The sequence below is a fragment of the Myxococcus sp. CA039A genome (assembly GCF_013336645.1).
Classification (GTDB): Bacteria; Myxococcota; Myxococcia; order Myxococcales; family Myxococcaceae; genus Myxococcus; species Myxococcus llanfairpwllgwyngyllgogerychwyrndrobwllllantysiliogogogochensis.
Map to the genome: position 1 here is coordinate 1 of NZ_JABUMQ010000138.1, position 26843 is coordinate 26843.

At 68.8% G+C, this 26843-nt stretch carries 23 protein-coding genes and 1 pseudogene; 14 read left to right on the forward strand and 10 right to left on the reverse strand.

The window, feature by feature from the left end:
• A partial coding sequence (locus HR086_RS22980) for a CpaF family protein (protein WP_174466660.1) occupies window positions 1-1368 on the reverse strand: 1368 nt, incomplete at its 3' end.
• Window positions 1369-1536: 168 nt separating this feature from the next.
• On the opposite strand from HR086_RS22980, the gene ung reads away from it, so the two are divergent.
• The 5 genes from ung (at window position 1537) to HR086_RS23005 (ending at window position 5850) form a co-directional block, all read left to right on the forward strand.
• Window positions 1537-2214, forward strand: a complete 678-nt coding sequence (gene ung, locus HR086_RS22985) for a uracil-DNA glycosylase (RefSeq protein ID WP_174459939.1) — start codon at window positions 1537-1539, stop codon at window positions 2212-2214.
• A 74-nt stretch (window positions 2215-2288) separates the two neighbouring features.
• On the forward strand, window positions 2289-3092 hold the full coding sequence (locus tag HR086_RS22990) for an acyl-CoA thioesterase II (RefSeq protein WP_141648105.1): 804 nt from the start codon (window positions 2289-2291) through the stop codon (window positions 3090-3092).
• A 51-nt stretch (window positions 3093-3143) separates the two neighbouring features.
• Complete coding sequence (locus tag HR086_RS22995; protein ID WP_174459938.1) at window positions 3144-3638, forward strand: DUF3592 domain-containing protein; 495 nt, start codon at window positions 3144-3146, stop codon at window positions 3636-3638.
• 89 nt (window positions 3639-3727) lie between these two features.
• Window positions 3728-4669 (forward strand): hypothetical protein, encoded by a 942-nt coding sequence (locus HR086_RS23000; RefSeq protein WP_174466661.1) that lies wholly within the window; start codon window positions 3728-3730, stop codon window positions 4667-4669.
• Window positions 4669-5850, forward strand: coding sequence for a tetratricopeptide repeat protein (locus tag HR086_RS23005; RefSeq protein ID WP_174457402.1), 1182 nt, complete (start codon window positions 4669-4671; stop codon window positions 5848-5850). The genes HR086_RS23000 and HR086_RS23005 overlap by 1 nt, the downstream gene beginning before the upstream one ends.
• Window positions 5851-5926: 76 nt before the next feature.
• Here HR086_RS23005 and HR086_RS23010 read toward each other — a convergent pair whose 3' ends face one another.
• Window positions 5927-6295, reverse strand: a complete 369-nt coding sequence (locus HR086_RS23010) for a response regulator (RefSeq protein WP_174459936.1) — start codon at window positions 6293-6295, stop codon at window positions 5927-5929.
• Between the two features lie 74 nt (window positions 6296-6369).
• A complete protein-coding gene (locus HR086_RS23015) occupies window positions 6370-7728 on the reverse strand; it encodes a M24 family peptidase (protein ID WP_174459935.1) in 1359 nt (452 codons plus the stop codon).
• 170 nt (window positions 7729-7898) lie between these two features.
• On the opposite strand from HR086_RS23015, the gene HR086_RS23020 reads away from it, so the two are divergent.
• Together HR086_RS23020 and gyrA are read left to right on the forward strand one after the other, a co-directional pair.
• The gene (locus HR086_RS23020; RefSeq protein ID WP_174466662.1) at window positions 7899-8660 is read left to right on the forward strand and encodes a M48 family metallopeptidase; all 762 of its coding nucleotides are present in this window, start codon (window positions 7899-7901) and stop codon (window positions 8658-8660) included.
• A 233-nt stretch (window positions 8661-8893) separates the two neighbouring features.
• On the forward strand, window positions 8894-11677 hold the full coding sequence (gene gyrA, locus HR086_RS23025; RefSeq protein WP_174457398.1) for a DNA gyrase subunit A: 2784 nt from the start codon (window positions 8894-8896) through the stop codon (window positions 11675-11677).
• 78 nt (window positions 11678-11755) lie between these two features.
• Here the strand turns inward: gyrA and HR086_RS23030 are convergent, their stop codons facing one another.
• From HR086_RS23030 to HR086_RS23040, 3 genes are all read right to left on the reverse strand, one after another.
• Complete coding sequence (locus HR086_RS23030) at window positions 11756-12343, reverse strand: hypothetical protein (protein ID WP_174466663.1); 588 nt, start codon at window positions 12341-12343, stop codon at window positions 11756-11758.
• A 136-nt stretch (window positions 12344-12479) separates the two neighbouring features.
• On the reverse strand, window positions 12480-13316 hold the full coding sequence (locus HR086_RS23035; RefSeq protein ID WP_174466664.1) for a PfkB family carbohydrate kinase: 837 nt from the start codon (window positions 13314-13316) through the stop codon (window positions 12480-12482).
• A gap of 7 nt (window positions 13317-13323) precedes the next feature.
• Window positions 13324-13995, reverse strand: a complete 672-nt coding sequence (locus HR086_RS23040; protein ID WP_174466665.1) for a nuclear transport factor 2 family protein — start codon at window positions 13993-13995, stop codon at window positions 13324-13326.
• A gap of 235 nt (window positions 13996-14230) precedes the next feature.
• Between HR086_RS23040 and HR086_RS23045 the strand changes: the two genes are divergently transcribed.
• The 6 genes from HR086_RS23045 to HR086_RS23070 all read left to right on the forward strand — a co-directional run bounded on the left by HR086_RS23045 (window position 14231) and on the right by HR086_RS23070 (window position 19641).
• Complete coding sequence (locus HR086_RS23045; RefSeq protein WP_174466666.1) at window positions 14231-15214, forward strand: iron ABC transporter substrate-binding protein; 984 nt, start codon at window positions 14231-14233, stop codon at window positions 15212-15214.
• A gap of 10 nt (window positions 15215-15224) precedes the next feature.
• Window positions 15225-16790 carry an iron ABC transporter permease gene (locus tag HR086_RS23050; RefSeq protein ID WP_174466667.1) on the forward strand — a complete coding sequence of 522 codons (1566 nt, stop codon included), beginning with the start codon at window positions 15225-15227 and terminating at the stop codon, window positions 16788-16790.
• A gap of 202 nt (window positions 16791-16992) precedes the next feature.
• Entirely contained in the window at window positions 16993-17211 is a 219-nt protein-coding gene (locus HR086_RS23055; RefSeq protein ID WP_174466668.1) for a hypothetical protein, read from the forward strand.
• A 35-nt stretch (window positions 17212-17246) separates the two neighbouring features.
• Window positions 17247-18302, forward strand: coding sequence for an ABC transporter ATP-binding protein (locus HR086_RS23060; protein ID WP_141647566.1), 1056 nt, complete (start codon window positions 17247-17249; stop codon window positions 18300-18302).
• A gap of 89 nt (window positions 18303-18391) precedes the next feature.
• Complete coding sequence (locus HR086_RS23065; protein ID WP_246137681.1) at window positions 18392-18697, forward strand: YkvA family protein; 306 nt, start codon at window positions 18392-18394, stop codon at window positions 18695-18697.
• A gap of 113 nt (window positions 18698-18810) precedes the next feature.
• On the forward strand, window positions 18811-19641 hold the full coding sequence (locus tag HR086_RS23070) for an SDR family oxidoreductase (RefSeq protein WP_174466669.1): 831 nt from the start codon (window positions 18811-18813) through the stop codon (window positions 19639-19641).
• Window positions 19642-19671: 30 nt separating this feature from the next.
• Here the strand turns inward: HR086_RS23070 and HR086_RS23075 are convergent, their stop codons facing one another.
• Window positions 19672-20067 carry an SRPBCC family protein gene (locus HR086_RS23075; protein WP_141647570.1) on the reverse strand — a complete coding sequence of 132 codons (396 nt, stop codon included), beginning with the start codon at window positions 20065-20067 and terminating at the stop codon, window positions 19672-19674.
• Between the two features lie 264 nt (window positions 20068-20331).
• Here HR086_RS23075 and HR086_RS23080 point away from each other — a divergent pair, with 264 nt between their 5' ends.
• Complete coding sequence (locus HR086_RS23080) at window positions 20332-24282, forward strand: myxosortase-dependent M36 family metallopeptidase (RefSeq protein ID WP_174466670.1); 3951 nt, start codon at window positions 20332-20334, stop codon at window positions 24280-24282.
• 16 nt (window positions 24283-24298) lie between these two features.
• Here HR086_RS23080 and HR086_RS23085 read toward each other — a convergent pair whose 3' ends face one another.
• The 3 genes and pseudogenes from HR086_RS23085 to HR086_RS48610 form a co-directional block, all read right to left on the reverse strand.
• Window positions 24299-24940: a phospholipid scramblase-related protein gene (locus HR086_RS23085; RefSeq protein ID WP_174466671.1), complete on the reverse strand. Its 642-nt coding sequence runs from the start codon at window positions 24938-24940 to the stop codon at window positions 24299-24301.
• Between the two features lie 32 nt (window positions 24941-24972).
• A complete protein-coding gene (locus tag HR086_RS23090) occupies window positions 24973-26112 on the reverse strand; it encodes a hypothetical protein (protein ID WP_174466672.1) in 1140 nt (379 codons plus the stop codon).
• Window positions 26113-26208: 96 nt separating this feature from the next.
• Window positions 26209-26843 (reverse strand): annotated as a pseudogene (locus tag HR086_RS48610) (VWA domain-containing protein); the annotation flags it as partial.

Here is a 26843-nt window from a genome sequence, read left to right on the forward strand (position 1 = left end):
GCCCGCGGGCGGGGTGGCGGTGGCGGGCCGGGCCGCGGGAGGCGGCGTTGCCGGCTTGGCGACGGACGCGGGGAGGCTCGCGGGCACCTGCACCTGGACGGGGGGCGCGGCCTTGGCGTCGCGGGCATCCTGCCGGAGCTTCTCCTCGAAGTCGGACCACTCCTTCTTGAAGTGGTCGGGGTCCGGACGTCCCTCCTCGCGGTGCTTCAGCGAAGGGGCCCAGCGCACGGTGTACGCCTCGCCGGCGTGGAAGACGGGCGGAGGAGGGATGCCGTACGTCGCCGGGTCGAAGAAGGACTCGTCCAGGTCAGCGAAGCCGTACGCCTTCGCCTTGGCGACGAAGTTGGGGATGATGCCCGTGGGCGCGTGGTAGCCGAGGATGTGGTCGTCCTCGTCCTTGGTGACGGGCGTGAAGACGAAGATGTCCTGGGTGCGGTAGTCGCCCTTCTCGGTGAGCGGCAGCACCTCCGACAGGGCGCTCGTCTTGCGACTGCCGTCGTGGAAGCGCTCGCAGCAGATGATGAAGTTGATGGCGCTGGCCACCTGGGCGCGGACGGCGACCATGGGCAGCTCGATGCCGGACATGAGGCACAGGGACTCCACGCGGCGCAGCGTGTCCGTGGGCGTGTTGGCGTGCGTGGTGGCCAGCGAGCCGCCGTGGCCCGTGTTCATCGCCTGCATGAGGTGGAACGCCTCGCCACCGCGCACCTCGCCGACCACGATTCGGTCCGGCCGCAGACGCAGGGCCGAGTGCAACAGGTCTCCCATGTCCACGCCGCCCTTGCCGAACTTGTCCGGCGGACGGCTCTCGAAGGCGACGACGTGTGTCTGGTTGAGCTGGAGCTCCGCCGAGTCCTCGATGGTGAGGATGCGCTCCTCGTCGGGGATGAGGGAGGAGACGATGTTGAGCAGCGTCGTCTTGCCGGAGCCCGTGCCGCCGGCCACCAGCATGTTGAGCTTGGTGGCGATGCCCGCCTCGATGAGCCGTGCCATCTGCGGCGTCAGCGAGCCGAACTTCAACAAGGAATTGATGGTGAGCTTTTCCTTGAAGAACTTGCGGATGGAGATGGTGGTGCCCTTGCGGGCAATCGGCGGAATCACCACGTGGATGCGGCTTCCATCCGGAAGGCGCGCGTCCAGGCGGGGCCTTTCCTCGGTGAGCATGCGGCCGACGAACTGGGCCATGTTGCGCGCGGCACCGATGAGGCCTTCCTCGGTGAAGGTGGCGTCCGTGCGCGACAGGCGGCCCTTCTTCTCGATCCACACGTCGGTCGGGCCGTTGATCATGATCTCCGACACCGCCTCGTCGTCCAGGTAGGGCAGGACGGGCTTGAGGAAGGCGCGGAGTGACTCGGTGTACATCGTCATGGCGCCCCCCAGGCTAGCGCGGCCGGTGCCTTCCGCCCAAGAACCCGCCGTGCCCGCCCGCCTGCCTCCTGTGACGCTGTCGGCTCTCCGACGGCGTCACGAAAGGGATGGGCCCCGTGGGAAGGGGGTGTTTCAATGCCCCGCCGTGTTGGTCGGGGAGGCACTCACATGTTGCAGGACAAGCTGCCGAAGGACTGGAAGCAGGCGCTCAAGGCCGCGCTCGATTCACCTTCGTTCCAGGAACTGGAGCGCTTCGTCGCGCAGGAGCGCCAGGAGGCCACCGTCTTCCCCTCGGAGGAGGACCTGTTCTCCGCCTTCCGGCTGACGCCCTATGCCGACGTGCGCGTGCTGCTGCTGGGCCAGGACCCGTACCACGGGCCAGGGCAGGCGCATGGGCTGGCGTTCTCGGTGAAGCCCGGGGTGCCCTCGCCGCCCTCGCTGGTGAACATCTTCAAGGAGCTGGAGGCGGACGTGAAGGTGCCGCGTCCCAAGGACGGCTCGTTGATTGCCTGGGCGGAGCAGGGCGTGCTGCTGCTCAACGCGGTGCTGACGGTGCGCCAGGCGGAGCCCAACAGCCACGCGGGCCATGGCTGGGAGGCCTTCACGGACGCGGTCATCCGCGCGGTGAGCGAGAAGACGGAGCCCGTGGTCTTCCTGCTGTGGGGCAAGTACGCGCAGAAGAAGAAGAAGCTCATCGATGCCACGCGCCATGTCGTCATCGAGGGCACGCACCCGTCTCCGCTGTCGGCCAGCAGCGGCTTCTTCGGCAGCCGGCCTTTCAGTGCGGTGAACCAGGCCCTGGAGTCCAAGGGCCGGCCGCCCATCGACTGGCGCCTGACGCGGTGACACGCGCACGCCCGGTCGCCCGGCGCTGACAGTCCGTTCTCGGCGGGCGGTGGCTTGATACGGTGCGTCGCGACATGACCGCCGCCTTCCTCGCCGCCTCCACGCCCGAGCCCGTCGGGCCGAACCGCTACCTCGTCCGCTTCACCTCGCCCTGGTACCAGGGGCGGGGCGCGTATGGAGGCCTGGTCGCGGGCACCGCGCTGCGCGCGCTGGAGCACACGGTGGGTGACGCGGCGCGGCCGGTGCGCTCCTTCACCATGCACTTCTGCGCTCCCGCCGTGGAGGGCGAGGCACGGGTGACGACGCGCATCGAACGGGCGGGGAAGCTGGTCACCCACGCCACGGTGCGCGTGGAGAACGACTCCGGCGTGGTGGCCATGGGCAGCGCGACCTTTGGCGCGGCGCGCGGAGGCGCCATCGAGTACCTGGAGATGTCGCCCCCGAAAGTCCCGCCTCCGCACGAGGTGCCGATGACTCCGGACGACGTGCCCATGCCGGACTTCTGCCGCTTCTTCGAGTTTCGCTTCTGCATCGGCTCGGCGCCGTACGCGGGGGCCGCCGTCGCGGAGACGGGCGGCTGGCTGCGCCCGAGGGAGCCGACGGTGCTGGATGCGCCCCTGTGCGTGGGGCTGATGGATGCGTACCCGCCCTCGGTGCTCTCTCGCGTGGACGGCTTCCGCCCCGCCGCCACCGTGGACTTCACGATGCACTTCTTCCAGACGCTGCCTCAGGCGGGCCTGAAGCCGGACGCCCAGTTCCTGCGCACCGGTCGCTCCCTCCAGGCGAGTGGAGGCTACTCGGAGGACTTCCAGCAGCTGTGGACCGAGGACGGCCAGCTCCTGGCGCAGTGCCGGCAGCTCTTCGTGGTGATGGGCTGAGAGACGGGCCGCAAGCCGTGCCGCCCGGGGGCTTCTGGTAGTGTCCGCGCGGTGCGCGTGCTCTGGGTCGTCATCTGCGTCATCTGTGCGCTGCTCGCGGCGGTCGGCGGAGTCTTCGTGGTCGCCGGTCTCAAGGACGTCCTGAGGGCCCTGCGCTCCCGCCGCTGGCCCACCGTGCCCGGCACCGTCCTGGCCGCCGAGGAAGTGGAACACCGCCTCCCGGTTCCCGGCCAACCCGAGCCCCGCATCCATTACGAAGCCCGCGTCCAGTACGAGTACTCCGTGGGCCGCGTGCTGGTGGGCACCGCCACCCTGCGCGTGGACCCCACCGCGCGCACCAACCCCCAGGACGCCCAGGCCACCCTGCGTCGCTACCCGCCTGGACAGTCGGTCCGGGTCGCCTACAACCCACGGGACCCGACGGACGCGGTGCTGGAGCCCGGCGCCCATGCGCCCAGCTTCGTCCGGCTCATCGTGGGGCTCGGGCTCGTGGGGGTGGGGGCCAGTATTCCGCTCATTGCCCGCTGGTTCATGGCGCGCCTGTAGGAAAAACTCCGTCCAGGACGCAACTGATCCACACAGCCCACGAGAATCCCTCACATTCTCTTTCGGTCGTCCCCGTTCCGAGGTCTTTCATGAGTGATCGCTCCATCCGCCGCGGTCAGCAGCCCCAGTCTCGGTCCACGCAGACCGCCCAGAACACGCCGGTGGTGAAGAGCACGACCACGGAGAAGGTGGTCAAGGACACGAACACCGGCGTCCAGACGACCTTCCAGGACGGCCGCCTCCAGAGCCACTTCGAGCGTGAGAAGAGCACCACGCAGAACTGGAACACCAGCTACAGCACGGAGTCCCAGCACGAGTCCTCCGGGCGCGTGACGGGGCCCCTGGCGGGCCTGCTGGGTCAGATTCCGAAGGTCGGCATCGACGGCCAGTTCACCAAGGGCGCGGCGGTCAAGAAGTTCGAGGGCGGCTTCGGCGACGCGAACAGCGTGGCCCAGGGCTACGGCAAGATGAGCGTCCTCGAGGCGGAGCTGAAGGGCTCCGGCGAGGTCGGCATCGAGGGTGGCAAGCTGTTCGCCCGGGGTGACCTGGACGCGAAGGCCACGCTGGTGGACGCCGAAGGCACCCTGCGCGCGGGCGTCGGCCCGATTCAGGCGGAGCTCCAGGGCAAGGCCTGGGTGGGCGCCAAGGCGGGTCTCCACGGTGAAGTGACGCTGGACCCCATCAACGGCAAGTACGCGGCTCGTGTCGGCGGTGACGCCTTCATCGGCGCCCGCGCCGGTGTGACGGCCAACGTGAAGCTGGGCGACTACGGCGGCGTCACCGGTCGCGCGGAGGCGTGGGCGGGTGTCGGTGTGTCGGCCCGTGCCGAGGCGAGCTGGGACAACGGCCGCTTCAAGGCGCGCGTGGACTTCGGCGCGGCGCTGGGCATCGGCTTCAAGCTGGGCTTCGACGTCGACATCAACTTCGGCAAGATCGCCGACGCGGTGAAGAGCGTCGTCGAGAAGCCGGTCGAAGTGGTCAAGAATGTGGTGAAGTCCGTCGGCAACTTCTTCAAGGGGCTGTTTGGCTGATGGCGGAGACCGCCAGGTACGACGCACTTCTCGCAGCCGGGGAGCTGGACCAGGCACGCCGTGAGGCCGAGGCCGCGCTCAAGCGCGATGCTTCGGACCTGGCGGCCCGGGTCGCGCTCGCCCGGCTCGCGGCATTTGATGGCAACGAGGCCCAGGCGGAGTCGTGGCTTCTGGGCCTGAGCGCGGAAGAGCCGGGCGTGCAGCTCGTCCGCGCCGCGCTCCTCACCCGACGCGGCGATGCGGCCGGCGCGCTGGCGCTCTATCGGAAGGTCGCGAAGGCGCAGCCCCAGCGTGCCGAGGCGTGGTTCGGCCAGGGCTACCTGCTGGCGGAAGCGGGCGACAACGCGGCGGCGCAGTCGGCGCTGGAGCGCGCGGTGAAGCTGGCTCCGGACGCGGGCATCCACCACTTCCACCTGGGGCGCGTGCTCTTCGCGCAGGAGAAGCTGAAGGACGGCTTCCACCACCTCCAGGAGTCCTTGCGCCTCAACCCGAGGCACGGGCCCAGCTACCTGGTGCTCGCGGTGGCGCTCCAGGCAGGTGGCGAGTTGGAAGCCGCCGAGGAGCTGCTCACCACGGGCCTGAAGGTCCTCCCGGACGACCCGTATCTGCTCAACGGGCTGTGCAACGTGCTGCTGGCGCGAGGCAACCTGCCCGGCGCGGTGAAGGCGGCGGAGACGCTGGCGCGCGTGGAGCCGGACAGCCCGGCGGCGCAGGGGAACCTGGCGCGGCTGCGGCTGGCGCAGGGCCGGCTGCCGGAAGCGCTGGAGCTGTGCCGGAAGCTGGCGTCGCGAGGCCAGGCCACCGCGCAGAGCCGCATGGTGGAGGGCATGGCGCTGGAGGCCACGGAGCCGGTGGACATCCCCGCCGCGCTGTCCGCGTGGCGCGAGGCCGTGAAGCTGTCCCCGGACGACTGGGCCCCCGCCAACAACCTGGGCAATCTGCTGATGCGCATCCCGGAGGATGAACTCCCCGGTGCCGGACAGCAGGCGCTGGAGGTGCTGGAAGAGGCGCATCGCCGCGCGCCGGAGCGTCCGGAGCCCCGGCTCAACCTGGCGGTGGTGCACGCGCGCCTGGGGCAGAAGGACCAGGCGAAGGCGCTCGCGCGCGAGCTGCTGGCGCTGCCCCGCCTCGCTCCTGAGTGGCGCGAGCAGGCCGAGCGACTCATCCAGGCGTTGGCCTGACCCGAGCGCGTGAAACAGTGCCCGAGGCGATATCGAGCCTCGGGCGCTTCTGACTGTCTCGTCGTGTCGCGATGTTTCAGGCCGCGACGTTGGCGAGCTGTTTCATGAGCAGTCGAATCAGCTCCACCGGATGGATGGGTTTGGGCAGCAGCTCCGCGCCGTAGCGGATGGCGACGGGGATGAGGTCGTCGAGCTGCTCGTGTCCGGTGAGGAAGATGAAGGGCGCGCGGCACTCCTTCAGCTCCCGCATGGCGATGAGCACATCCGCGCCATTCATCTCCGGCATGTTGTAGTCGCAGAGGATGGCGGAGATGTTCTCCAGGTCCTGCTGGAAGGCCGCCTCCGGAGACTGCACCGTCACCACGCGGTAGCCCGCGCTCTGGACGATGTCCGATACCAGCGAGAGCACGAACAAATCATCGTCGATTACCAGCACGGTCTGCATCGCGCTCTCCCGGCAAGCCCGGCTCATCCTATGAGCCGGGCCAGCCTGGAGGGTAGGGCGCGCGACGCAACTCGTCAGCGCGGCCTGGGAGCCGCAGGTCCCGATTGCCCCGGTGCGGGCGCGGAGGGAATGAGCACGAGGTCTTCCTGGGGAGGAATCAGGTACTCGGCGCCCGTCTCGGTGACGACGGCCATCTCCTCCACGGAGACGATGCGCTGCGCGTCCGGAGCGCCGTCCTGCCAGGCGAAGAAGCCGTCGAAGGCGAACACCTGTCCGGGGCGGACGATGCGCAGGGACTGTCCCTTCGCGGGCCTGGGCTTCGCGCCGCCGGAGAGGGCCGGGCCCACGTCGTGTGCCCAGTAGCCCACGGGATGACCGGTGCCCCACATGACGGGCTCGGAGCCCGCTTCGCGCATCCAGTCACGCTGGGCCTTGTCCACGTCCCACCCGGTGGCGCCGGGCTTGAGGGCCGCCAGGGCGATGCGGCTGCCCTTCTTGCCCTTCTCCCACTTCTCCAGCGCGTCCTTCGGCGGCTGTGTCTCACCCGGGGCCAGCACGTAGGCGAAGCGCTGGATGTCCGTCACCCACATGCCGCCCACGCGGATGCCGAAGTCCGTCTGGATGAAGTCACCCGGCTGGATGACGCGCTCGGTGGCGTGTGAGTGGCCTCGCGTGGGCCCGCTGTTGACGTTGGGGTTCTGGTCCGGCGCCCACGCGTCCCCCACGCCCAGCTCCGCCATGCGCTTCTTGAGGAAGCGCGCCACGTCCACGTCGCGCGTCTTGCCCGGCACCACGCTCTGGTACGCCTCCACCTCGAGCTGTGAAGTGAGCGCGGCGGCCTTGCGCAGGATGTCCACCTCCTCGGGCAGCTTCACGGAGAGCCACTCGGAGACGACGTCCTCGGCGGACACCAGCTTCTTGCGCTGAGCGGGGGACAGCGCCTTCTCCAGCGCGGTGCGCTGCGAGGAGGACAGCCCGTCCGCCACCGTCACCGCAGTGGAGGCGTTGATGGCGATGCGCGCGGGTTTCGCGGCGGCGAGCCTCGCGGCCACCTGCGCGTAGAGGTCCACGCCGCGCTCCAGCGGAACGACTTCGTCCAGCGGCCCCACTTCGCGCAGCGCCGTGGCCTCGCCCGCCGGTGACAGCGCCACCGCGCGCACCGCGTCGCCCTGCCGAAGGAACAGGAAGGCCGCGGTGCCCCCCGCGTTCTCCCCGCCGACGTGGATGGCCAGCGGGTCATTGTCGTTCTCCCGGCAGAACACCACCCAGGCATCCACGTTGGCGCGGGCCATGGCCTGGGGCAGCAGCTTCTGGATGCGCTCCTTGCGGATGCGCGGCCAGGGGTCGCCAGTGACGACGGAGTCCCCGGCCGCGCCTGCCAGGGGAGCGGAGAGGAGCAGGGCGGAGAGGAGGGCGTGCCGGGCGCGCTTCATGCGTCGGAAATCCTTTCGGGGGAAGGCGCGGCCATCATCCCCGACCTCGTCCGCGCCGAGGACCGCCCCCATGTGAAGTCCTATCGAGCCCTCGTGAAGAAGCTCTCTGTCAGTCCAGACAAACCGGTGCGCGCAAGCGTCTGCGCCGTGGCTCGTTTAAGGTGATGACCATGGCCAAGAGCTCCTCCCGCAAGTCCGCCACGAAGGTGAAGGTGAAGAAGCCCGCCGCCCGTGCCGCTGCTCCCAGGAAGGGCAGGGCGAAGGCGAAGCCCGCCGCCGCTCGCACCCCGGCGCCCGTCGAGGCTCCTCCCATCGTCCTCGAAGCCGAGCCCGTCTTCACGGACGAGCCCGGAATCAACGCGCCCAAGGCGCTGCCCTCGGGCGACGAGGGCAACGGCCGCGTGCTGCCCTTCGAAATCGACCCCAAGCGCATGGAAGAAGGGCTGCGCAAGCTCCAGGGCGAGGTCGTCCACTGGGCCAACAAGGGCCGCTACACCCGCGTGCGCTTCAAGTTCAGGGGCAAGCAGCTGCTCCCCGACCTTCCGCTGGCGGCCGTCGTCGCCGCGGAGGGCCTCACCTTCTACTGGGGCGGCATCCTGCGCGTGCTCATCGCCAACGTGGTGGGCCACAGTGTCTTCCAGGTGGAACTCGTGAATGACGCGGAGAAGCGCGTCCAGGCGGGCAAGGAGGCGCTGCTGTCGGGTGACGTGGACCAGGCGCTGACACTGTTCCGCGAGGCGGTGTCCATGGACCGGGATTCCGCCGCCGCGCACCTCAACGTGGGCGTGGCCCTCAAGCTGAAGGGAGACCGCGAGGGGGCGCTCGCCGCCTTCGAGAAGGCCCGGGCGAAGGACCCGGAGGGCCCACTGGGAACCGAGGCCGAGCGCCTGGCCGCCCCCCTGCGCCCCGCGGGGACCCAGCGCCCCGTCTGAGGCCTCCGAAGGGCCTGAATTTCTCGCGAAAAAGCGGGCTGAAACGAGGGGGTTCGAGCGTTCAGTAGGGGGCGCTTTTTCGCGCCCCTTCGACCTGTTATCGAACCACTTCGACCTCCGGGCGCTCACCCCTTCGTTTCCCCTGTTGACGTAGGGAAATCCAGGGGTTACGAACGCTCCCACACTGGATGGCGGCCCCTCGCGGGGTCCCTCCGCGACCACTCCCAGAGCCCATGGCCGACGACACTACCGACAAGCCGGCACCGCCCTCCCCGCCTCCGCCTCCCGACGGCGCCGGAGAGCTCATTCCCGTCAACATCGAAGACGAGATGCGCCGCTCGTATCTCGACTACTCGATGTCCGTCATCATCGGTCGCGCGCTGCCCGACGTCCGCGACGGCCTCAAGCCCGTGCATCGCCGGGTGTTGTTCGCGATGAACGACCTGTCGAACTACCACAACCGCCCGTACAAGAAGAGCGCGCGCGTGGTCGGTGACGTCATCGGTAAGTATCACCCGCACGGCGACTCATCCGTCTACGACGCCATGGTGCGCCTGGCGCAACCGTGGAGCCTTCGCTACCTGCTGGTGGACGGCCAGGGCAACTTCGGCTCGGTGGACGGCGATATGCCGGCCGCCATGCGCTACACCGAAGCGCGCATGGACCGCCTGGCCGAGGAGCTGCTGGCGGACATCGACAAGGAGACCGTCGAGTTCGGCGCCAACTACGACGACTCCCTCCAGGAGCCGCTCGTATTGCCAGCGCGCTTCCCCAACCTGCTCGTCAATGGCAGCAGCGGCATCGCGGTGGGCATGACCACCAACATCCCGCCGCACAACATGACGGAGGTCATCAGCGGGACGCTGCACCTCATCGACCACCCGACGTGCACCGTCCGGGACCTGATGGAGTTCATCACCGGCCCGGACTTCCCCACCGGCGCGTTCATCACCGGCCGCGAGGGCATCCACCGCGCCTACGAGACGGGCCGCGGGCAGATTACCGTGCGCGCCCGGTCGGAAATCGAGACGTCGAAGAAGGGTGACCGCGAGGCCATCATCTTCACGGAGATTCCGTACCAGGTGAACAAGGCGCGGCTCATCGAGAAGATCGCCGAGCTGGTGCGCGAGAAGAAGCTGGAGGGCATCAGCGACATCCGTGACGAGAGCGACCGTCAGGGCATGCGCATCGTCATCGAGCTGAAGCGCGACGCGATTTCGCAGGTGGTGCTCAACAACCTGTATGCCTCCACGGCGCTGGAGACGACGTTCGGCGCGGTGATGCTGGCCATCGACGGCGGCCAGCCGCGCACGCTGAACCTGAAGGAGATGCTGGACCGCTTCGTGGCGCACCGCCGCGACGTGGTGACGCGCCGCAGCCGCTACGAGCTGCGCAAGGCGATGGCGCGCATGCACATCGTCGAGGGCCTGCTGGTGGCCCAGGACCTCATCGACCTCGTCGTGAGCCTCATCCGCGCGTCCAGGGACCCGGATGAAGCGCGCTGGGGCCTGATGAACATCCTGTCGCCCACCCTCTACGAGCACGAGCGCTTCGCCAACCTCCAGCGCATCGACTACGCGAAGGCGAAGGCGCAGATGGAGATGCTCGTCTCTCGCGCGCGCAACGAGGAGCCCGCCTACCAGGGCCTGGCGCACAAGTACGAGGGCGCGGGCTTCAGCCAGGAGCAGGCGCAGAACATCCTCGAGATGCGCCTGCAGCGCCTCACCGGCCTGCAGCGCGAGGAGCTGTTCCGCGAGCTGATTGCCCTGGTGCGCGACGTGGCGCGCCTGCAGGACATCCTCGCCAACGAGCTCTCCCTGCTCACCGTCATCAAGACGGAGTTGATGGAGATTCGCGAGCGCTACGGCGACAAGCGCCGCACCGAAATCATCGGCGCGGTGGATGACATGACCAGCGAGGACCTCATCGCCGAGGAGACGATGGTCGTCACGCTGTCGCATACGGGCTACGTGAAGCGCTCGCCGCTGTCGGAGTACCGGGCGCAGAAGCGCGGTGGGCGCGGCAAGACGGGCGCGGCGACGAAGGAAGACGACTTCGTCAGCAAGCTGTTCGTGGCCAGCACCCACGCGTACCTGATGCCGATTACGACCAAGGGCAAGCTGTACTCGCTCAAGGTGCACCAGATTCCGCAGGCCAGCCGCACGTCTCGCGGCAAGGCGATGGTGAACCTGGTGCAGTTCGGCGAGGGCGAGCGGCTGGCGCAGGTGTTGGTGACGCGCGACTTCCCGGAGAACCGCTACGTCTTCTTCGTGACGAAGAAGGGCGTGGTGAAACGCACGGACCTGAGCGCGTTCGACAACGTCCGCTCCAGCGGCATCATCGCGCTGGGCATCGACGAGGGGGACGAGCTGGTGGCGGTGATGATTACCGACGGCACCAAGGACATCCTGTTGTCGACGGCGTCGGGCATGAGCATCCGCTTCCCGGAGACGGAGGTCCGCTCCATGGGCCGTCAGGCCTTCGGCGTGAAGGGAATCACGCTCGATGAGACCGACGAGGTGGTGGGCGCCGACGTGGTGGAGAACGACTCCGCCATCCTCACCGTGACGGAGAATGGCTACGGCAAGCGGACGGAAGAGTCCGAGTACCGGCAGCAGGGCCGTGGCGGCAAGGGCATCATCGACATCAAGGCCACCGAGCGGAACGGCAAGGTGGTGGGCCTCCTCCAGGTAAAGGAGTCCGACGAGGTGATGCTCGTCACCAACGGCGGCATGCTCATCCGCATGAAGGTGCGGGAAATCTCGGTCATCGGCCGCAACACGCAGGGCGTGCGGCTGATTGCGCTGGAGAACGACCAGGAGAAGGTGATGGCCCTCTCCAAGCTGCCCGAGGGCGAGGAGTCCGAGGAGGAGACGACGCCTCCGGCCGAGGTCGCTGGCGCCACGGACGTGGCCGCCGAGCCGTCCGCGTCCGAGCCCGCCGCGTCCGAGCCGGAGGAGCCCACCGAGGCGCCCGTGGCCGACGAGGGCGGTGGCTCCGAGGAGCCGCAGGCCTGACGTTGGCTTGAGCCGAGACGTTTCAGCCCCTCTCTCCCGCGCTGGGAGGGAGGGGCTTTTTCATGCGGGATGCCGTGGCTAGAGCAGGCCGGTGAGGGAGAGGGTCGCCAGGCCACTCAGTCGAGACAGTCCCTCAGGGCTGTCGCAGGCGGCCAGGTCCGTGGAGAGGTAGGTCGTGGTCCTCGTGACGGTGGCACCCTCGAACTTGCCCGACTCCACCGTTCCCACGTTCGTCAGGACGGCGAGGTTGCCATTGATTTGCGACGACACGCGCGTCTGAATCAGCGTCGAGGTCTCCCCCGTGTTCCAGGTGATGACGGAGGTCGAGGAGCCGATGCTCAACAGGTCCATACAGGAGAAGCCGGGCCTGAAGCTGCGGATGGTGTTGGTGCCAGAGGTCACCGTTCCTCCCAGCAAGGAGACGCAGTTGGAATAGACAGTCGTGGAGACGACGGTGACGTCCTGCTCCACGTTCTTGAGGGGCGGCGAATAGTTGATGGCCGCCGAGCCGACAAGGCATTCGACGAGCGTCAGCAATGGCTGCTCCGAGTGGACCAGCTCTCCCTGGGGAGAGGGAGGCTGTTCGCGTCCATCCTCACCGCAGGCCGCGAGCACGGCGACAACCAGCATCGAGATGGCAACGGCACTTCGTGGACCGTGGTGCATGTCTGACTCCTGGTGGTTTGTTGGCGGCGCACTATCCACCGTGTCGCCGTGCGAATCTCAGACATTCATGAGCAGGATTTGAACTCGAGCAGGTGGAGCGCAGCCACGAACGACGCGAGCAGAATGTTCCAGGCGGTCAGCGCAGCGCCGCGGGCAATCGCGACACATCCAACCTGGGCACGCCGACCTGGGTCACCGCCTGCGCGCCGAACCAGTTGGCCAGCTCCGCGCAGCGCGCGAGCGACTCCCCGCGCAGCAGCCCCAGGGTGAAGCCCGCGAGGAAGCAGTCTCCCGCGCCTGTCGGGTCCACCTCCTCCACGGGCCAGGAAGGCACCTGGAGCGTGTCTCGCGCGGTCAGCACCGTGCAGCCCTTCGCGCCTCGCGTCACCACCAGACACGTCTTCGCGCGCACGGCGTCGAGGTCCAGCACACGCGCCTCCTCTTCGCTCGCCTTGAGCACGTGCAGGTGCCCCAGGAGCGCCGCGAAGGGCGTGTCCTCGAGTCTCTGATTGAGCACGCGGCCGTGTGCATCCAGGGTCCGCAGCAGCCCCTGCGCATCCGCCAGCACCTGGGTCGCGTGCTGGGACATCCGGATGAGCGTCTCGGGCAGCACCTCCCCCATGACTCCACAAGCGAGCGCCACCCGCGCGTCGAAGATGATGTCCTTGGGGCGGATGGGGGCGGCGCGCGCACCCACTCGCAGCACCCGCTCCTCATGGCTCAGGTCCGCGATGAACCGCGTGGTGCGCGTGCCCGGGATGATGAGCGGCGGATACCGCACGTGGTCCGGATAGGCGAAGTCCTCGCCCGCGACCGCTACCACCGCATGGTCCACACCCATGGCCTCGAACACCGAGGAGATGTACGCCGCCGAACCCCCGAGCGTGTGCACCGTGTCCCCCGGGCCTCGCGACAACACGTCATGGCAGTAGTTGCCCACCACCAGCGCATCGCACGAGGACCTGGGAGGCATGGCGGGCCTACTTCCGCGTGAAGCTCGCCGGCACGGGCGCGCCCGCGGACTTCTCATCCGTCCACGAGATGTGCAGCACCCACCAGCGCTGGCCGTCGAAGATGAGCTGTACGTTGTTGATGCCACGGGAGAACGGCTGGCTCTCGGGCGACTCGCGGGACTCGTACGCGCTCAGCACGTTGACCAGGTCTCCATAGCCGGCGACCTGCCGATGCGTCTCCTTCTCGAAGAAGCCTCGCGTCTTGAAGAGCTCCTCACTGAAGGCCGCGTAGTCGTCGGGGGTGATGGGCGCGACACCCGGAAGGCCACCGGGCCTGGCGCGCTGGACGGAGACCAGCTGCGCGCCGGGATAGAAGAGGGAGCGGAAGCGCTGCCAGTCACGCGGCTTGCCCGCGGGTCCGCTGATGACGTCGTAGAGCGCGGCCAGCAGCCCATCCTGCGTCTTCACGTCCTCGGGGCGCGCCTGGGGCATCTTCTGGAGCGCGGCCTGGGTCTTCTCCGCCGACAGCTTCATCGGGTTGGGCATCGCGGACTTGGGAGCGGAGGGAGGACTCGCGGGCGCCTGTGGCTTCGCGGCGGGACTTCCCGCCGCGGGGGCGGGGGCGGCGGAAGGCTGGGCAAACGACGGAGCCGCGAGCAACAGGGTCGCGGCGCACACTGCGGTGTACAGACGATGCATGGGATGAACCTCCAAGACGTCAAAGAAGCACCGCGCGGCAGATTAACCTGACGTTCGTGGAACTGTCTGATGCCGCGCGCGGTCCGGAGTCGATGTTCGCGCTTCGACAGTCCGTGCAGGCAACACGGAGGGCCGGGGCCCGCTTCCCGAGGGCCGCCTCCAGGGCCTCGCGAGGCGCCCTTGGGAGCATGCAACGGGTGGAACCGTGCGGGCGTGTCCGTTAGGGTGCCGCGCCATGATGCGCAAACTCCTTCTGACCCTGCTGTTGTCCGTGTCCTCCACCGCGCTGGCGGCCGAGACGCTCACCGTCTACTCCGGCCGCAACGAGAAGTTGGTGGGGCCGCTGCTCAAGAAGTTCACCGAGAAGACGGGCATCGAGGTGAAGGTGCGCTACGGCGAGACGCCGCAGCTCGCCGCCACGCTGCTGGAGGAAGGTGACAAGACTCCGGCGGACGTGTTCTTCGCGCAGGACGCGGGAGCGCTCGGCGCGCTGGGCAACGCGGGTCGGCTCCAGGCGCTGCCCAAGGTGACACTCGACAAGGTGGACGCGCGCTTCCGCTCGCCGACGGGGCTGTGGGTGGGCACCAGTGGACGAGCGCGCGTGGTGGCCTACAACACGAAGAAGGTGAAGCCGGCGGACCTGCCCAAGAGCATCCTCGGCTTCACGGATGCGAAGTGGAAGGGCCGGCTGGGCTGGGCGCCCACCAACGCCTCCTTCCAGGCGTTCGTCACCGCGCTGCGGCTGCTCAAGGGCGACGAGGCGGCGACCGCGTGGCTCAAGGGCATCCAGGCCAACGAGCCGCGCGTCTACAAGAACAACGCGGCCGTCGTCGAGGCGCTGGGCCGCGGTGAAATCGACGCGGGCTTCGTCAATCACTACTACCTGTACGCCGCGAAGAAGAGCAACGCGGAGCTTCCGGTGGCCAACTACTTCGTCGCGGCGGGAGACCCGGGTGCGTTGGTGAACGTGGCGGGCGTGGGCATTCTCCAGGGGACGAAGCAGGTGGACAACGCGCACAAGTTCGCCGCGTTCCTGCTGGAGCCGGAGGCGCAGACGTACTTCTCGCAGGAGACGTATGAGTACCCGCTGGTGAAGGGCGTGAAGACGGCGGAGGCGCTGCCGTCGCTCGCGAAGGTGGGCTCGCCCGACCTGGACCTGTCCAGGCTCGACGACCTGCGTGGCACGGTGAAGCTGCTCCAGGACACTGGCGTCCTCTGAGGTTGTCGAAGTGACGCGTCGTCCTCCGGGGTGGTTGCTGGTATCGGGGCTGGTGGTCGCCGCGCTCGCGGTGCTGCCAGCGGTGTATCTGGGCGTTCGCGCGGCGGAAGCCGATGCGGACACGTGGGCCCTGCTCTGGCGTGACAAGACGTGGGGCCTGTTGTGGCGCACGCTGGGGCTCGCGGTGGCGGTGACCGCTTGTGCTGCCCTCGTGGCCCTGCCGCTGGCGTGGCTCACCACGCGAACGGACCTCCCGGGACGACGCGGCTGGACGGTGTTGCTGTGCGTGCCGCTCGCGGTGCCCACCTTCGTCAGCGGCTACGTGCTGCTGGCGACGTTCGGCAACGGGGGTGTGTTGGAGGAACCGCTGTCGCGCTGGGGGCTGCCGGTGCCCTCGGTGTATGGCTTTCCCGGTGCGCTCCTGGCGCTGACGGTGTCCACGTATCCGTATCTCTTCCTCGCGCTGCGCGCGGGCTTGCTCTCGCAGGACCCCGCCTGGCTGGAGGGCGCGCGCAGTCTGGGCATGAGCCCGGCGCGAGCCTTCTGGAAGGTGACGGCGCCGCTGTTGCGTCCGGCCTTCGTGTCCGGCGCGCTGCTCGTCGGACTGTATGTGTTGTCGGACTTCGGCGCGGTGGCGCTGCTCCAGTACGACGCCTTCTCGCGCGCCATCTACGTCCAGTACGAGGGCGCGTATGACCGGACCTATGCCGCGCTGCTGGGACTGGCGTTGGTGGTGGTGACGGCGGCCGTGCTGGTGCTGGAGGTTCGCCTGCGAGGACGCGCGGGCTACCACCGCAGCGCGAAGGGGGCCGCACGGGTGTCCGCGCCGGTGTCGCTGGGACGCTGGCGGCTGCCCGCGCTGCTGCTGTGTGGCGCGGTGGTGGCGGTGGGCGTGGTGCTTCCGGTGGGCGTGCTCGTGTACTGGGGCGTGCGGGGGCTGGTGGGGGAGAGCGCGTCGATGATGGCGCCGGCGCTCGGCTCGGTGCTCGCGTCGGTGCTGGGCGCGGTGGCGTCGGTGCTGGGCGCGCTGCCGCTGGCCTTCCTCGCGGTGCGATATCCGGGACGGCTCACCCTGGCGATGGAGCGAGTCTCCTACGTGGGTTATGCGCTGCCGCCCATCGTGCTGGCGCTGTCGCTCGTCTTCCTGGGGGTGCGCGCGCTGCCGTTCCTCTACGGCACGCTGGCGATGCTGGTGCTGGCGTACGTGGTGCGCTTCCTGCCGCAGGCGGTGGGCACGGTGCGCTCGGCGCTGCTCCAGCTCAATCCCCACCTGGCGGAGGCCGCCGCGTCGCTGGGGCAGTCTCCTCCGGCGGTGTTCCGTCGCGTCACCGCGCCGCTTTTGCGTCCCGGGTTGCTGGCGGGCGCGGCGCTCGTCTTCCTCACGGCGATGAAGGAACTGCCGGCCACGCTGCTGTTGGCGCCCATCGGTTTCGAGACGCTCGCGACGCGCGTGTGGGGTGCCACGGCGGAGGGGCGCTTCGCGGAGGCCGCGCTGCCCGCGCTGGTGCTGATGGCCATCTCCGCGTTGGGTGTGGGGCTGCTCGTGTCGCAGGAGGGCGACGCGCCTCGGGGCTGACGCGGGACGCTTCGCGGAGGCCGCGCTGCCCGCGCTGGTGCTGATGGCCATCTCCGCGTTGGGGGTGGGGCTGCTCGTGTCGCAGGAGGGCGACGCACCTCGGGGCTGACGCATGTGCCCTCATGCGTCGCGATTTTCGAGGCGCGGGACGCGGAGACGATGGCTCGCTGGAGGTGCTGGGGCCCTCACCTCGGGCAACATCGTGAACATCGCCCCCTTCGGCAACTGCAAGTCGAAGACGGCGGTGCGCAAGCCGGCGCGGAGCGGGCCCTCGGGCCCGAAGGTCTTCGACTCGCGGTGGGCGGCGCACAAGGAGGCCGCCCTGTCGGAGGTGCTGGCGGACGGCATCGTCTCCCTCGTCGATGAGGACGTGAAGGTGGACGTCGAGAAGCGGATGGCCGCTCGGCCGCCCTGGAAGTAGCGGCGGAACGCGGTAGGGTGCGCGGCGCCTTCGCCATGTCCCTGCTCACGCTCGACGCCTTGTCCCTTCGCTACACCCCCAGCGGCACCGCCGCCGTGGATGGCCTGTCATTGTCGGTGGAGCCCGGCGAGGTGGTGGCCTTGCTCGGCCCCTCTGGCTGCGGCAAGACGACGACGCTGCGACTGGTGGCGGGCTTCGAGCGTCCCGGTGCGGGCACCCTGACCCTGGACGGCCGCGTACTGGTCGGCCCCGGCGCCTTCGTGCCTCCGGAGCAGCGCAGCGTGGGCATGGTGTTCCAGGACTACGCCCTGTTCCCACACCTGTCCGTGCTGGAGAACGTGACGTTCGGCCTGTCGAAGCTGTCGCGGCGCGAGGCGGAGGACAAGGCGCGCGCCATGCTGACGCTGTTCGGCCTGGGCGAGTTCGCCTCGCGCATGCCGCACTCGCTCTCTGGAGGTCAGCAGCAGCGCGTGGCGCTTTCGCGTGCATTGGCGCCAGGGCCGCGCGTGCTGCTGTTGGACGAGCCCTTCTCCAGCCTGGACAGCGGGCTGCGTGCCTCCACGCGCATCGAGGTGCGCCGCGTGCTCAAGTCGCTGGGGGCCACGGTGGTGCTCGTCACGCACGACCAGGGCGAGGCGATGGCCTTCGCGGACCGGTTGGCGGTCATGCGCGCGGGCAAGGTGGAGCAGGTGGGCACGCCCGAGTCCGTCTACTCCGCGCCGCGCACGGCCTTCGTCGCGTACTTCCTGGGCGGCACGAATCTATTGCCCGGCATGGGTTTCGGCGGTGGAGCGCGGACGGTGTTGGGCAACCTTCCGGTGATGGGGCAGGCGAAGGGCAAGGTGCTGCTGTCGCTGCGTCCGGAGTCACTGCGGCTGGTGCCGGACACGGATTCGGTGGCGGTGGGCGGGGCCCTGCGCGCGGAGGTGCTGTCGCGCGAGTTCCAGGGCCCCAGCGCCGAGTACACCGTGGCCTGTGGTGGCATGGAGCTGGTGGTGCGTGGGGCGCCGGAGCTGTCGCTGCGGCCGGGAGACCGGGCGCGGCTGGAAATCGTGGGGAAGGCGGGCGTGCTGGCGGACAGTCCGGATTAGGTTGGCTGTCCTCCGGGCAGGCAGGCGGCGTACGCTGGGGGTGGCTCCCGGGGTGCAATCACCCGGCCTCCCCGTGCGTAGAGGTGGGTATGAACATCGCAGGTCTTCGTGGCATGGGCACCCGCTTCTTTCAGTACGTGAGGGACCCTCGCGTGGCGCTCTGGCGGAAGCTGGCCGGAGTGGTAGCGGTGGTCTACTTCCTGTCGCCGGTGGACGCGGTGCCGGACTTCATCCCCGTGTTGGGCTGGTTGGATGACCTGGGCATGTTGTCCGCGGCGGCGTTCTTCATGGTGCGCGAGGTTCAGCGCTACCGACCCGAGCAGCCCTGGGACGGCGTCCCGAGGGATGCGGAGGGGCAGGAGCGCGTGCCTCCCACCGTGCGAAAGCACGTCTGACCCGGAAAGTTCCGCCCGGAATTCCTGACTCCAGCAGTGTCCCGGGAATGTGACGCCCCGCGTCCGCGAGTTCCCGTGGTGCGCGCGGAGGGGACGCGGAATCATGGGCGTGCATGGACACGTCCCAGGGCAGCAAGGTGGTCCTCGTCACGGGAGCCTCCTCGGGTATCGGCGAGGCCTGCGTCGAGCTGCTGACGGTGCGCAAGCACATCGTCTACGGCACCAGCCGTCAGCCCTCGGTGCGGGAGTCGGTGGGCTACCGGATGCTGGAGATGGACGTGACGCAGGATGCGTCCGTGCGCCGTGCGGTGGAGACGGTGCTGGCGCGTGAGGGCCGCATCGACGTGGTGGTGAACAACGCGGGCCATGCGTTGGCGGGAGCGGTGGAGGACACCTCCGTGGAGGAGGCGTGGCGGCAGCTCGACACCAACGTGTTGGGCGTGTTGCGCGTCTGCCAGGCGGTGTTGCCGTCCATGCGCGAGCGGCGCTCTGGCCGCATCATCAACATCAGCTCATTGGGTGGGGCGGTGGGGTTGCCGTTCCAGGGTTTCTACAGCGCGAGCAAGTTCGCGTTGGAGGGGCTGACGGAGAGCCTGCGCCAGGAGGTGGAGGCGTTTGGCATCCATGCCACGCTGGTACAGCCGGGGGACGTGCGCACGCGACTGACGGACAACCGGATGCGCGCGGCGGCGTCTGGCGAGGGCTCGGCGTACCGGGAGTCCTTCGAGAAGGTGTTGGCCATCATCGAGAAGGAGGAGCGCGAGGGCGTGCCTTCCGAGGATGTGGCGCGGCGGGTGCTGGAGGTGATGGAGGTGGAGGCGCCTGACGTGCGGTACTCGGTGGGGAAGCTCGCGCAGCGCGCGGCCCTGGTGGCGAAGGCGCTGCTGCCCGCGAAGACCTTCGAGGGCATCCTGATGTCCATGTATGGTTTGAAGCGGCGCTGAGCGCTCAATCCCTGTCGCGGCGTCGACGCGTTAGCGGGCCTTGTCGAGCGCCTGCTTCATGGCGGCCATGCCTTCCTCAATCATCGGGCCGACGACGGCGCTGGCCTCGTGGGGCAGGAAATCCGCGGTCCACACGACCCGGCTCCCCGTGCCCTCCGTGAAGACCTGGACCGCTCCGTTGTAGTGGGTCAGCGGTCCACCCTCCGCGCCCCACACGAGGCGCCGTCCCTCGTCGTCCACTGTCACGATGGGCTCCTTGACCACCATTCCGTTGCGGAAGGTGACCACGCGGGCCCCGGGCTCCAGGCGCGTGTCGACCACGAACCCGGGAACCAGTCTCGTGTGGAGCGCACCGATGTCGCGGATTGCATCCCAGACAAACTCGGGCGTGGCGCGGGTCGTGATTTCTTTCCGGATGGAAGCCATGTCGTGTGCTCCTGAGGTGAGCCCTGCTTCTAGGAGGTGCTCGCCAGCTTCTCTTGGAGAATCTTGCGGCCCTCCAGGACCTTCGAGGGCTGCCCTCTGTCCATGCGTGAACTGAAGTAGCACCAGTCGCGCACCCGTGCCTGTCAACCCCTGGCAAGGGGTAGGGCTCAAAAGACAAGCACTCTTCGCGAGTCCGGTTTCGGGATGGTTTTTGTAACTGGATGATGGAACTCTTCTGCTCCCCCACGAGCCCAGGAGCTCGCCATGAGACTGTCCGGTCTGTTCGCCAGTGTCGTCCTGGTGACGGTGTTTCCTGTCCTGGCCCGTGAGCGATTGCCGACGGTGGATGTCTTCACCACGGCTCCGTCTTCTTCGCTCGCACACCTCGCTCGTCCGGACGCTCCGGGTCTTTCCATCGCACACGAAGAGGAGCGCCTCGGCGTCCCCACCTTCGTCTGGGGTGACGGGACCCAGGCGAAGGTGTCCGCGAGCGCCGTGCCCCAGCGTCCCGAGCAGGTCGCTCGTGGGCTGTTGGAGCGGTACGCACCGGTGTATCGCCTGGAGCGCACGGACGCCGACCATGTGCCGGTGACAGCCGTGCAGCGACTTCCCTCCGGGGGTGGAATCGTCACCTTCGGCCAGCGCGTGGAGGGCATCGAGGTCTTCCGCCAGTCGTTGAAGGTGTTGCTGGATTCGCGCCAGTCCCTGGTGGCGATGTCAGGGCACCTGAGTCCGGTGGGCTCGACTCCGCGCTTCTCGAAAGGCGCGGCGTTCATCCTCCAGCCCCGCGAAGCGATTGCCCGGGCCTACCGTGACCTGGAGGGACACGCGTTGCCGCCAGCGAGCCTCGCTGAAACGGGCCCCGCACGGCCGCCCTACCAGTCCTTCGAGCTGTCACCGGGTCCCAGGACGGTCCGGCTGCGAGGGACCACGAGGACGAAGCCCGTCTACTACCCGATGCCGGACGCGTTGGTGCCGGCGTACTACGTGGAGCTGGGCACCGAGTCCGTGACCGAGGGACCTGGCGACCTCTACGCGTATGTCATCGCCGCTGACGATGGACGGCTGCTCGTCCGCCACTCGCTCACTCGAGAATCGGAGGCCTTCACATACAAGGTATGGGCGGACACCGCTTCGCCCTTCGTTCCCTTGCATGACCCCACGGGTCATCAGGGCAGCCCTCACCCCACGGGCCTGCCGGATGGTTATCAGGCGCCCCTGGTTGCTCCCAGTCTGGTGACGTTGCGCAACGCGCCCTTCAGTCGGAATGACCCGTGGCTGGCTCCGAGCGCCACGCGCACCGAGGGCAACAACGTGGAGGCCTACGCGGACCTGGTGGACCCCTATGGCGAATACGGCCCAGGGGACGTGTACGCGGTCCTCTCCGAGGCGGGGGTCTTCAGCCATGGCTATGACCATCGCCACGGGCCGAGCATCACCGACGAGCAGCAGATGGCGGGCATCACCCACGCCTTCTACGTCACGAACTTCCTGCACGACTGGTTCTACGACTCGGGCTTCGACGAGGCCGCGGGCAACGCGCAGCACGACAACTTCGGGAGGGGAGGGCTGGAGGAAGACTCCATGATGGTGGGGACGCAGGTTTTCTGGGCGCGCAACAACGCCATGATGGACACTCCGGCGGATGGGGCGCGGCCGTTGATGACGCTCTTGCTCTACGACAACCGCTCCGCCAGGGACCTCTATGTCCAGACCTCTGGGGGTACGAAGGGGCCCTTCATGCTGGGGTTCGCGGACTACGGCCCCCAGGTGTTCGACGTCAGCGCCAACGCGGTGCTGGCCGTGGACGGGGTGGCGGGCGGCACGGTCAACGATGCCTGCGAGCCGTTGACGAACGCGGCGGAAGTCCAGGGCAAGGTCGCGGTCGTGGACGGGGGCAGAAGGTGCGACTCGCTCATCAAGGCGATGCACGCACAGCAGGCGGGAGCGGTCGCCGTCCTCATCGCCCCGCGGAACCTTGTCCGGAATGTCGTGGGCTTTCCCGGTCGCTCCAGTGTCGTCACCATCCCCTTGGCCGGCGTCACGACCGAGACGGGAGCGCTGGTGCGCGCGGCGCTCGAGGAAGGAGAGACGACGCTGCGGCTCGTGCGAGGGGGGCCCGCCAGGGATGGCGCGCTCGACTCGGGCCTCCTCGCTCACGAGTGGATGCACTACATGTCCAATCGCCTCGTCGGTGACGGTGTCGGCCTGTTGAATGGGCAGGGTGCATCGATGGGCGAGGGTTGGAGCGACTTCGCGGCGCTGCTGCTGAAGGCGCGCGCGGAAGACGCGCAACTTCCCGCGAACGCGCACTTCAGCGGTGTGTATGTCCCCAACGGGTACATCCGGGCGGCTGAAGCCAATCAGGCATACTACTGGGGGGTCCGTCGCTATCCATACACGACGGACCTGGGCAGGAACCCGCTCACCTTCCGGCTCATCCAGGACGGAGTGTCCCTGCCGGAGGGAACCCCTTTCAACGACGAGCCCGCGCAGTGGCCGAACGCGGAGTTCCACAACTCCGGAGAGGTGTGGGCCGTCATGCTGTGGGAGTGCTACGTGGCGCTCCTGCGCGACACGGAACGCCTGTCGTTCGCGGAGGCCCAGTCGCGAATGAAGGAGTACCTCGTCGCATCGCTCAAGCTGACGCCCGTGGACCCCACGTTCCTGGAGGCGCGGGATGCCCTGCTCGCGGCGGCGTTGGCGCGAGACTCCCGCGACTTCGAGCTCTTCTCCCAGGCGTTCGCCAGACGTGGCGCTGGCCTGAGGGCGGTGGCTCCGCATCGAGACTCCCTGGACCACGCGGGAGTCGTCGAGAGCTTCTATTCTGGCAAGGACCTGTCCCTTGTGCGCTTGGAGCTGATTCAGGGAGCGCGCTCCTGTGACGACGACGGCATCCTGGATGCGGGAGAACAGGCACGCGTGCGCCTCACGGTCCGCAATGCGGGGACGGGGCGATTGGAGCGGTCGACCCTGACGGCGACGAGCGACTCGGGCGACCTGATATTCCCCGAGGGGAGCACCTGGTCCATTCCTCCGTCCGCCCCCTTCCAGGAGGTGCGCGCGGAGTTCCCCGTGGAGCTCCTGGGAGGCACGTCGCGACGATGGCTCAACATGAGCCTCGCCTTTCGGGACGAAGCGCAGACCGTGCCGGGAGACCAGACCGCGTCGCTTCCGCTCTGGGTGAGCCGGGATGAGGTGCTCGCGTCGAGCGCGACGGAGACGGTGGATGCGGAGCGGCACTCCTGGCGATTCGAGCACGACCCCTTGGACAGCAGGAGGTCCTGGGTGCGTGAAGTCTCCGCTGAAGGGGGATATCTGTTCCATGCCCCCAACCTGAACCATGTGGGGCTGCGGGCCCTGGTCTCGCCCCCGCTCCAGGTGGCCACGGACCGGCCGCTGCGTTTCACCTTCCGACATCGCCACGACATCGAGACCTATTTCGAGGACGAATCGCCGCCCGTCTATCTCGATGGGGCCGTCATCGAGCTGAGCACGGATGATGGGCAGACGTGGACGGACCTCGGCGAGGCGGCGAAGCCCACGTACAACGCCTTCCTCGAGGACCCCTGGGGCTACGAGAATCCGCTCGCGGGCCGTCCCGTCTACAGCGCGAGGAACAGCGCCTACCCCGCCTTCGAGGCGGTGAGCGTGGACCTGGGCATGACGTACGCGGGCCAGACGGTGCGCGTGCGCTTCCTCTACGGCACCGACTTCATCGACAGCGTCTTCGCCACGATCGCTGGCTGGGATGTCGACGACCTCCACTTCGAGGGGCTGGTGAACACGCCGTTCACCACGGTGGTGGACGACGCGGGGCTGTGCCTCAACCAGGCGCCCGTGGTGAGTCCGGTGCCGGAGCAGGAGGTGAACGAGGAGAGCCGCGTCGAGGTGACGGCGGAGGGAACGGACCCGGAGGGGGATGCGCTGACGTACGCGTGGACGCAGACGTCGGGGCCCCTGGTGACACTGGAGGGATCGACCACGGCGACGGTGCGCTTCACGGGGCCGAAGGTGAAGGAGCCCACGGAGGTGAAGCTGCGAGTGGTGGCGAGTGACGGGAAGCTCCAGAGCGCACCGGTGGAGGCCGTGGTGCGAATCCGGGACTCGAAGCCGGACGGGTGTGATGACTGCGCGACGGGAGGACCGGGCGCGTCGCTCGCGTGGCTGTTGACGGCGCTGGGATTGGCGGCGCAGAAGCGACGCCCGTCGTGAGCCCTGGCGCGGGGGCTCAGTCCTTGTTCTCGCGCCGGTTCTCGAAGTGGACGAAGTCGATGAGGAACGTGGCGGCCACGGCCAGGGTGCGCAGGAGCGCGCCCCTCAGGGCGCCGTCGAACTGGACGCCGAAGCTGTCGGCGTCGGTGAACAGCTCCTTGCCGAAGCCGCTCCACCGCTTGGCGATGGTGCCCACCTCGCGACCGCCCTCTTCAATCACGAACGTCCACGGACGGAAGAGCGGGCCGCGCAGGTGGCCCAGCTCCTCTCCGCCGGGGCCGACGATGTCATAGGCGCGCGTGAAGAAGCGGAAGCGCTGGCGCACGCTGCCCAGGAGTCGCCCGTCGCCGTCCTCCACATCCATGCGGGCCAGCCAGAAGCGCCACGGCCGTCGCAGCCGCAGCGCGACGGCGCCCGAGGGCGACTTCAGCTCCATCGTGAAGGGACGTTTGGCCTTGAAGAAGTTGCGCAGCAACAGCAGGCCCAGCCCGCTGCCCACCTCACCCGCGAAGAAGACCGTCTCTCCGTCGTCACCCACCACCTGGTACTTGTTGCGTCCCTCGAAGCCGGTGAGGATTTCTCCCCACTCCTTCACCTGACGGACGCGCAGCGCGCGCTGATGTTGGAGGGACGCAAGGGCGGAGGAGTCGACGGGCATGGGCGCTTTCCAGGCACTGCGAGGCGGCGTGATTAGAACTGACCCGCCAGCGCCATGCCCGCGCCTTCCTTGCCCATCAGGGTGGGAGTCAACATCACCTGGGGGAGCCGGGGCGCATCGAAGTTGCGCGTGAGATAGGCCGTGAGGGCCAGCCCGCCCAGGACGCCGACGCCCGCGCTGATGAGGATGGCGTCGCCGTTGTCGCCGCTGTCGCCGTCGTCGCCGCCCGTGAAGGTGTACATGGTGCTGGCGCCGAGCAGTCCGCCGACGATGCCGCCCGCGTCGATGAGCAGCATGCGGCCCCGGGACACGGGCAGGCTGCGCGACAGCACCGCGAAGCCGATGATGCCGGCGGACGTCGCGGCCAGCTCGGCGGCGAAGAAGGCCTTCGTGTTGTCGCTCTCCGACGTGGCCAGGAACAGGGCCGTCACCACGCCGGCCCACAGGCCACCGGAGTTGGCCATGGACACCTGCCCCGCGGTGGGCTGCACCAGGTTGGCGAGCAGGACGCCCACGCCGGTGAAGCCCGCGCCGCCGATGATGGCGGCCCTCAGCGCATCATCGTCCTCCAGGTCGAAGGCGAGCATCGACGCGATGCCGAACCAGAAACCCCACACCGTTCCGGAGTTGATGACGGCCGCCTGCCCGGAGGTGATGCCACCTTGCGAGAGCAGCAGCGCGCTGGTGACTCCCGCGCCCGCTCCGAGCATGGACGCGGCCACGTAGCCCTGGTCCCTGCAGTCCGCGATGGCGCACAGCAGGATGCCCTGCGTCGCGCCGTGCAGCGTCTGCACCACCGTCAGCGACGCGACGGCGGCGCCCGAGCGACGCTCCGTATTCTCATAGACCGCCGCCTGCGCCAGCTTCGCGCCGGGCTTGAGCCGGGCCCGGGTGAGCCGTCCGAACTCGGTGGCGTAGGGGTGCTGGGGACAGACGGCGAGGACCTCGGTGAAGGCCTCGGAGGCCTGGGTGTCCTTGCCTTGGATGAGTGCGTTGAAGCCCTCGTTGTAGCGAGCCTCCGCTTCGGGAGGGCACGCATCGGGCGTGGTCATCAGCGGAGGCGCCGTCAGGGTCTCCGACGTGAGAGGTGCTGATGAGGCAGGTCCGGTCTGCGCTTCATCCCCGACTTGGGTGGCACTGAGAGCAACGAGCAGGAGGGTGGCGAGCGTCATGGGCGTCATCCACTCTATGCGACGACCTCGGCCCGTTCACGAGGGAGGGGCCGAGGTCGCCTGAGACTTCGAGGGGGTGTGCCCAGGCGCGCCGCGTCAGCGGGTGGCGAGGGTATCGACGTGCTGACGCAGCTCGGCGTCGTTGCCCAGTCGGCCGTTGAGCCCGGCGAGGGGCCTGGCCGCCTGCTCGATGCGACCCCGGGTGCGCGGGCCCGCCGCGACGAGCCAGGCCACGCCCAGGGCCAGCTCCGCGACCTCGGGAGCGCCGGTGAGTTGGGCGGCGAGCGTCAGCAGGGCCTCCACCGCCTTCTTCACCTGGGCACCATGCAGCGCGTGGCTGCTGGTGATGCCCTCGCGCAAGAGCTCCAGCAGCGCGAGCGCGGTGGCGCGGGCCTGCTGCACGGGCTCCGGTCCGGGGCCGGTCCCCGCCCACAGTCCATTGGCGAGCTGTCGTCCCAGCAGGGCCTCCGCGCCCGCTTCCTGGGGTGCGGCGTCGCGGGCGGACGCGGAGAAGCCCTCCTCCTGCTCGGAGGCCAGGCCGTCCGCGTAGGCGTCGCCATCATCGGAGAAGGAGGGTGGCTCCATCTTCGACTCCTTCATCACGGACTTTTCGGCCGAGCCTCCTCCGAAGAGGCCTCCCAGGAGGCCTCCCTTCTTCTTCTTCGCCATGTCCGGGGCCTGGGCCGTGCTGACAAGCTTCCTGAGCGGGGCGGCCGGTGCGGGGGCGGGAG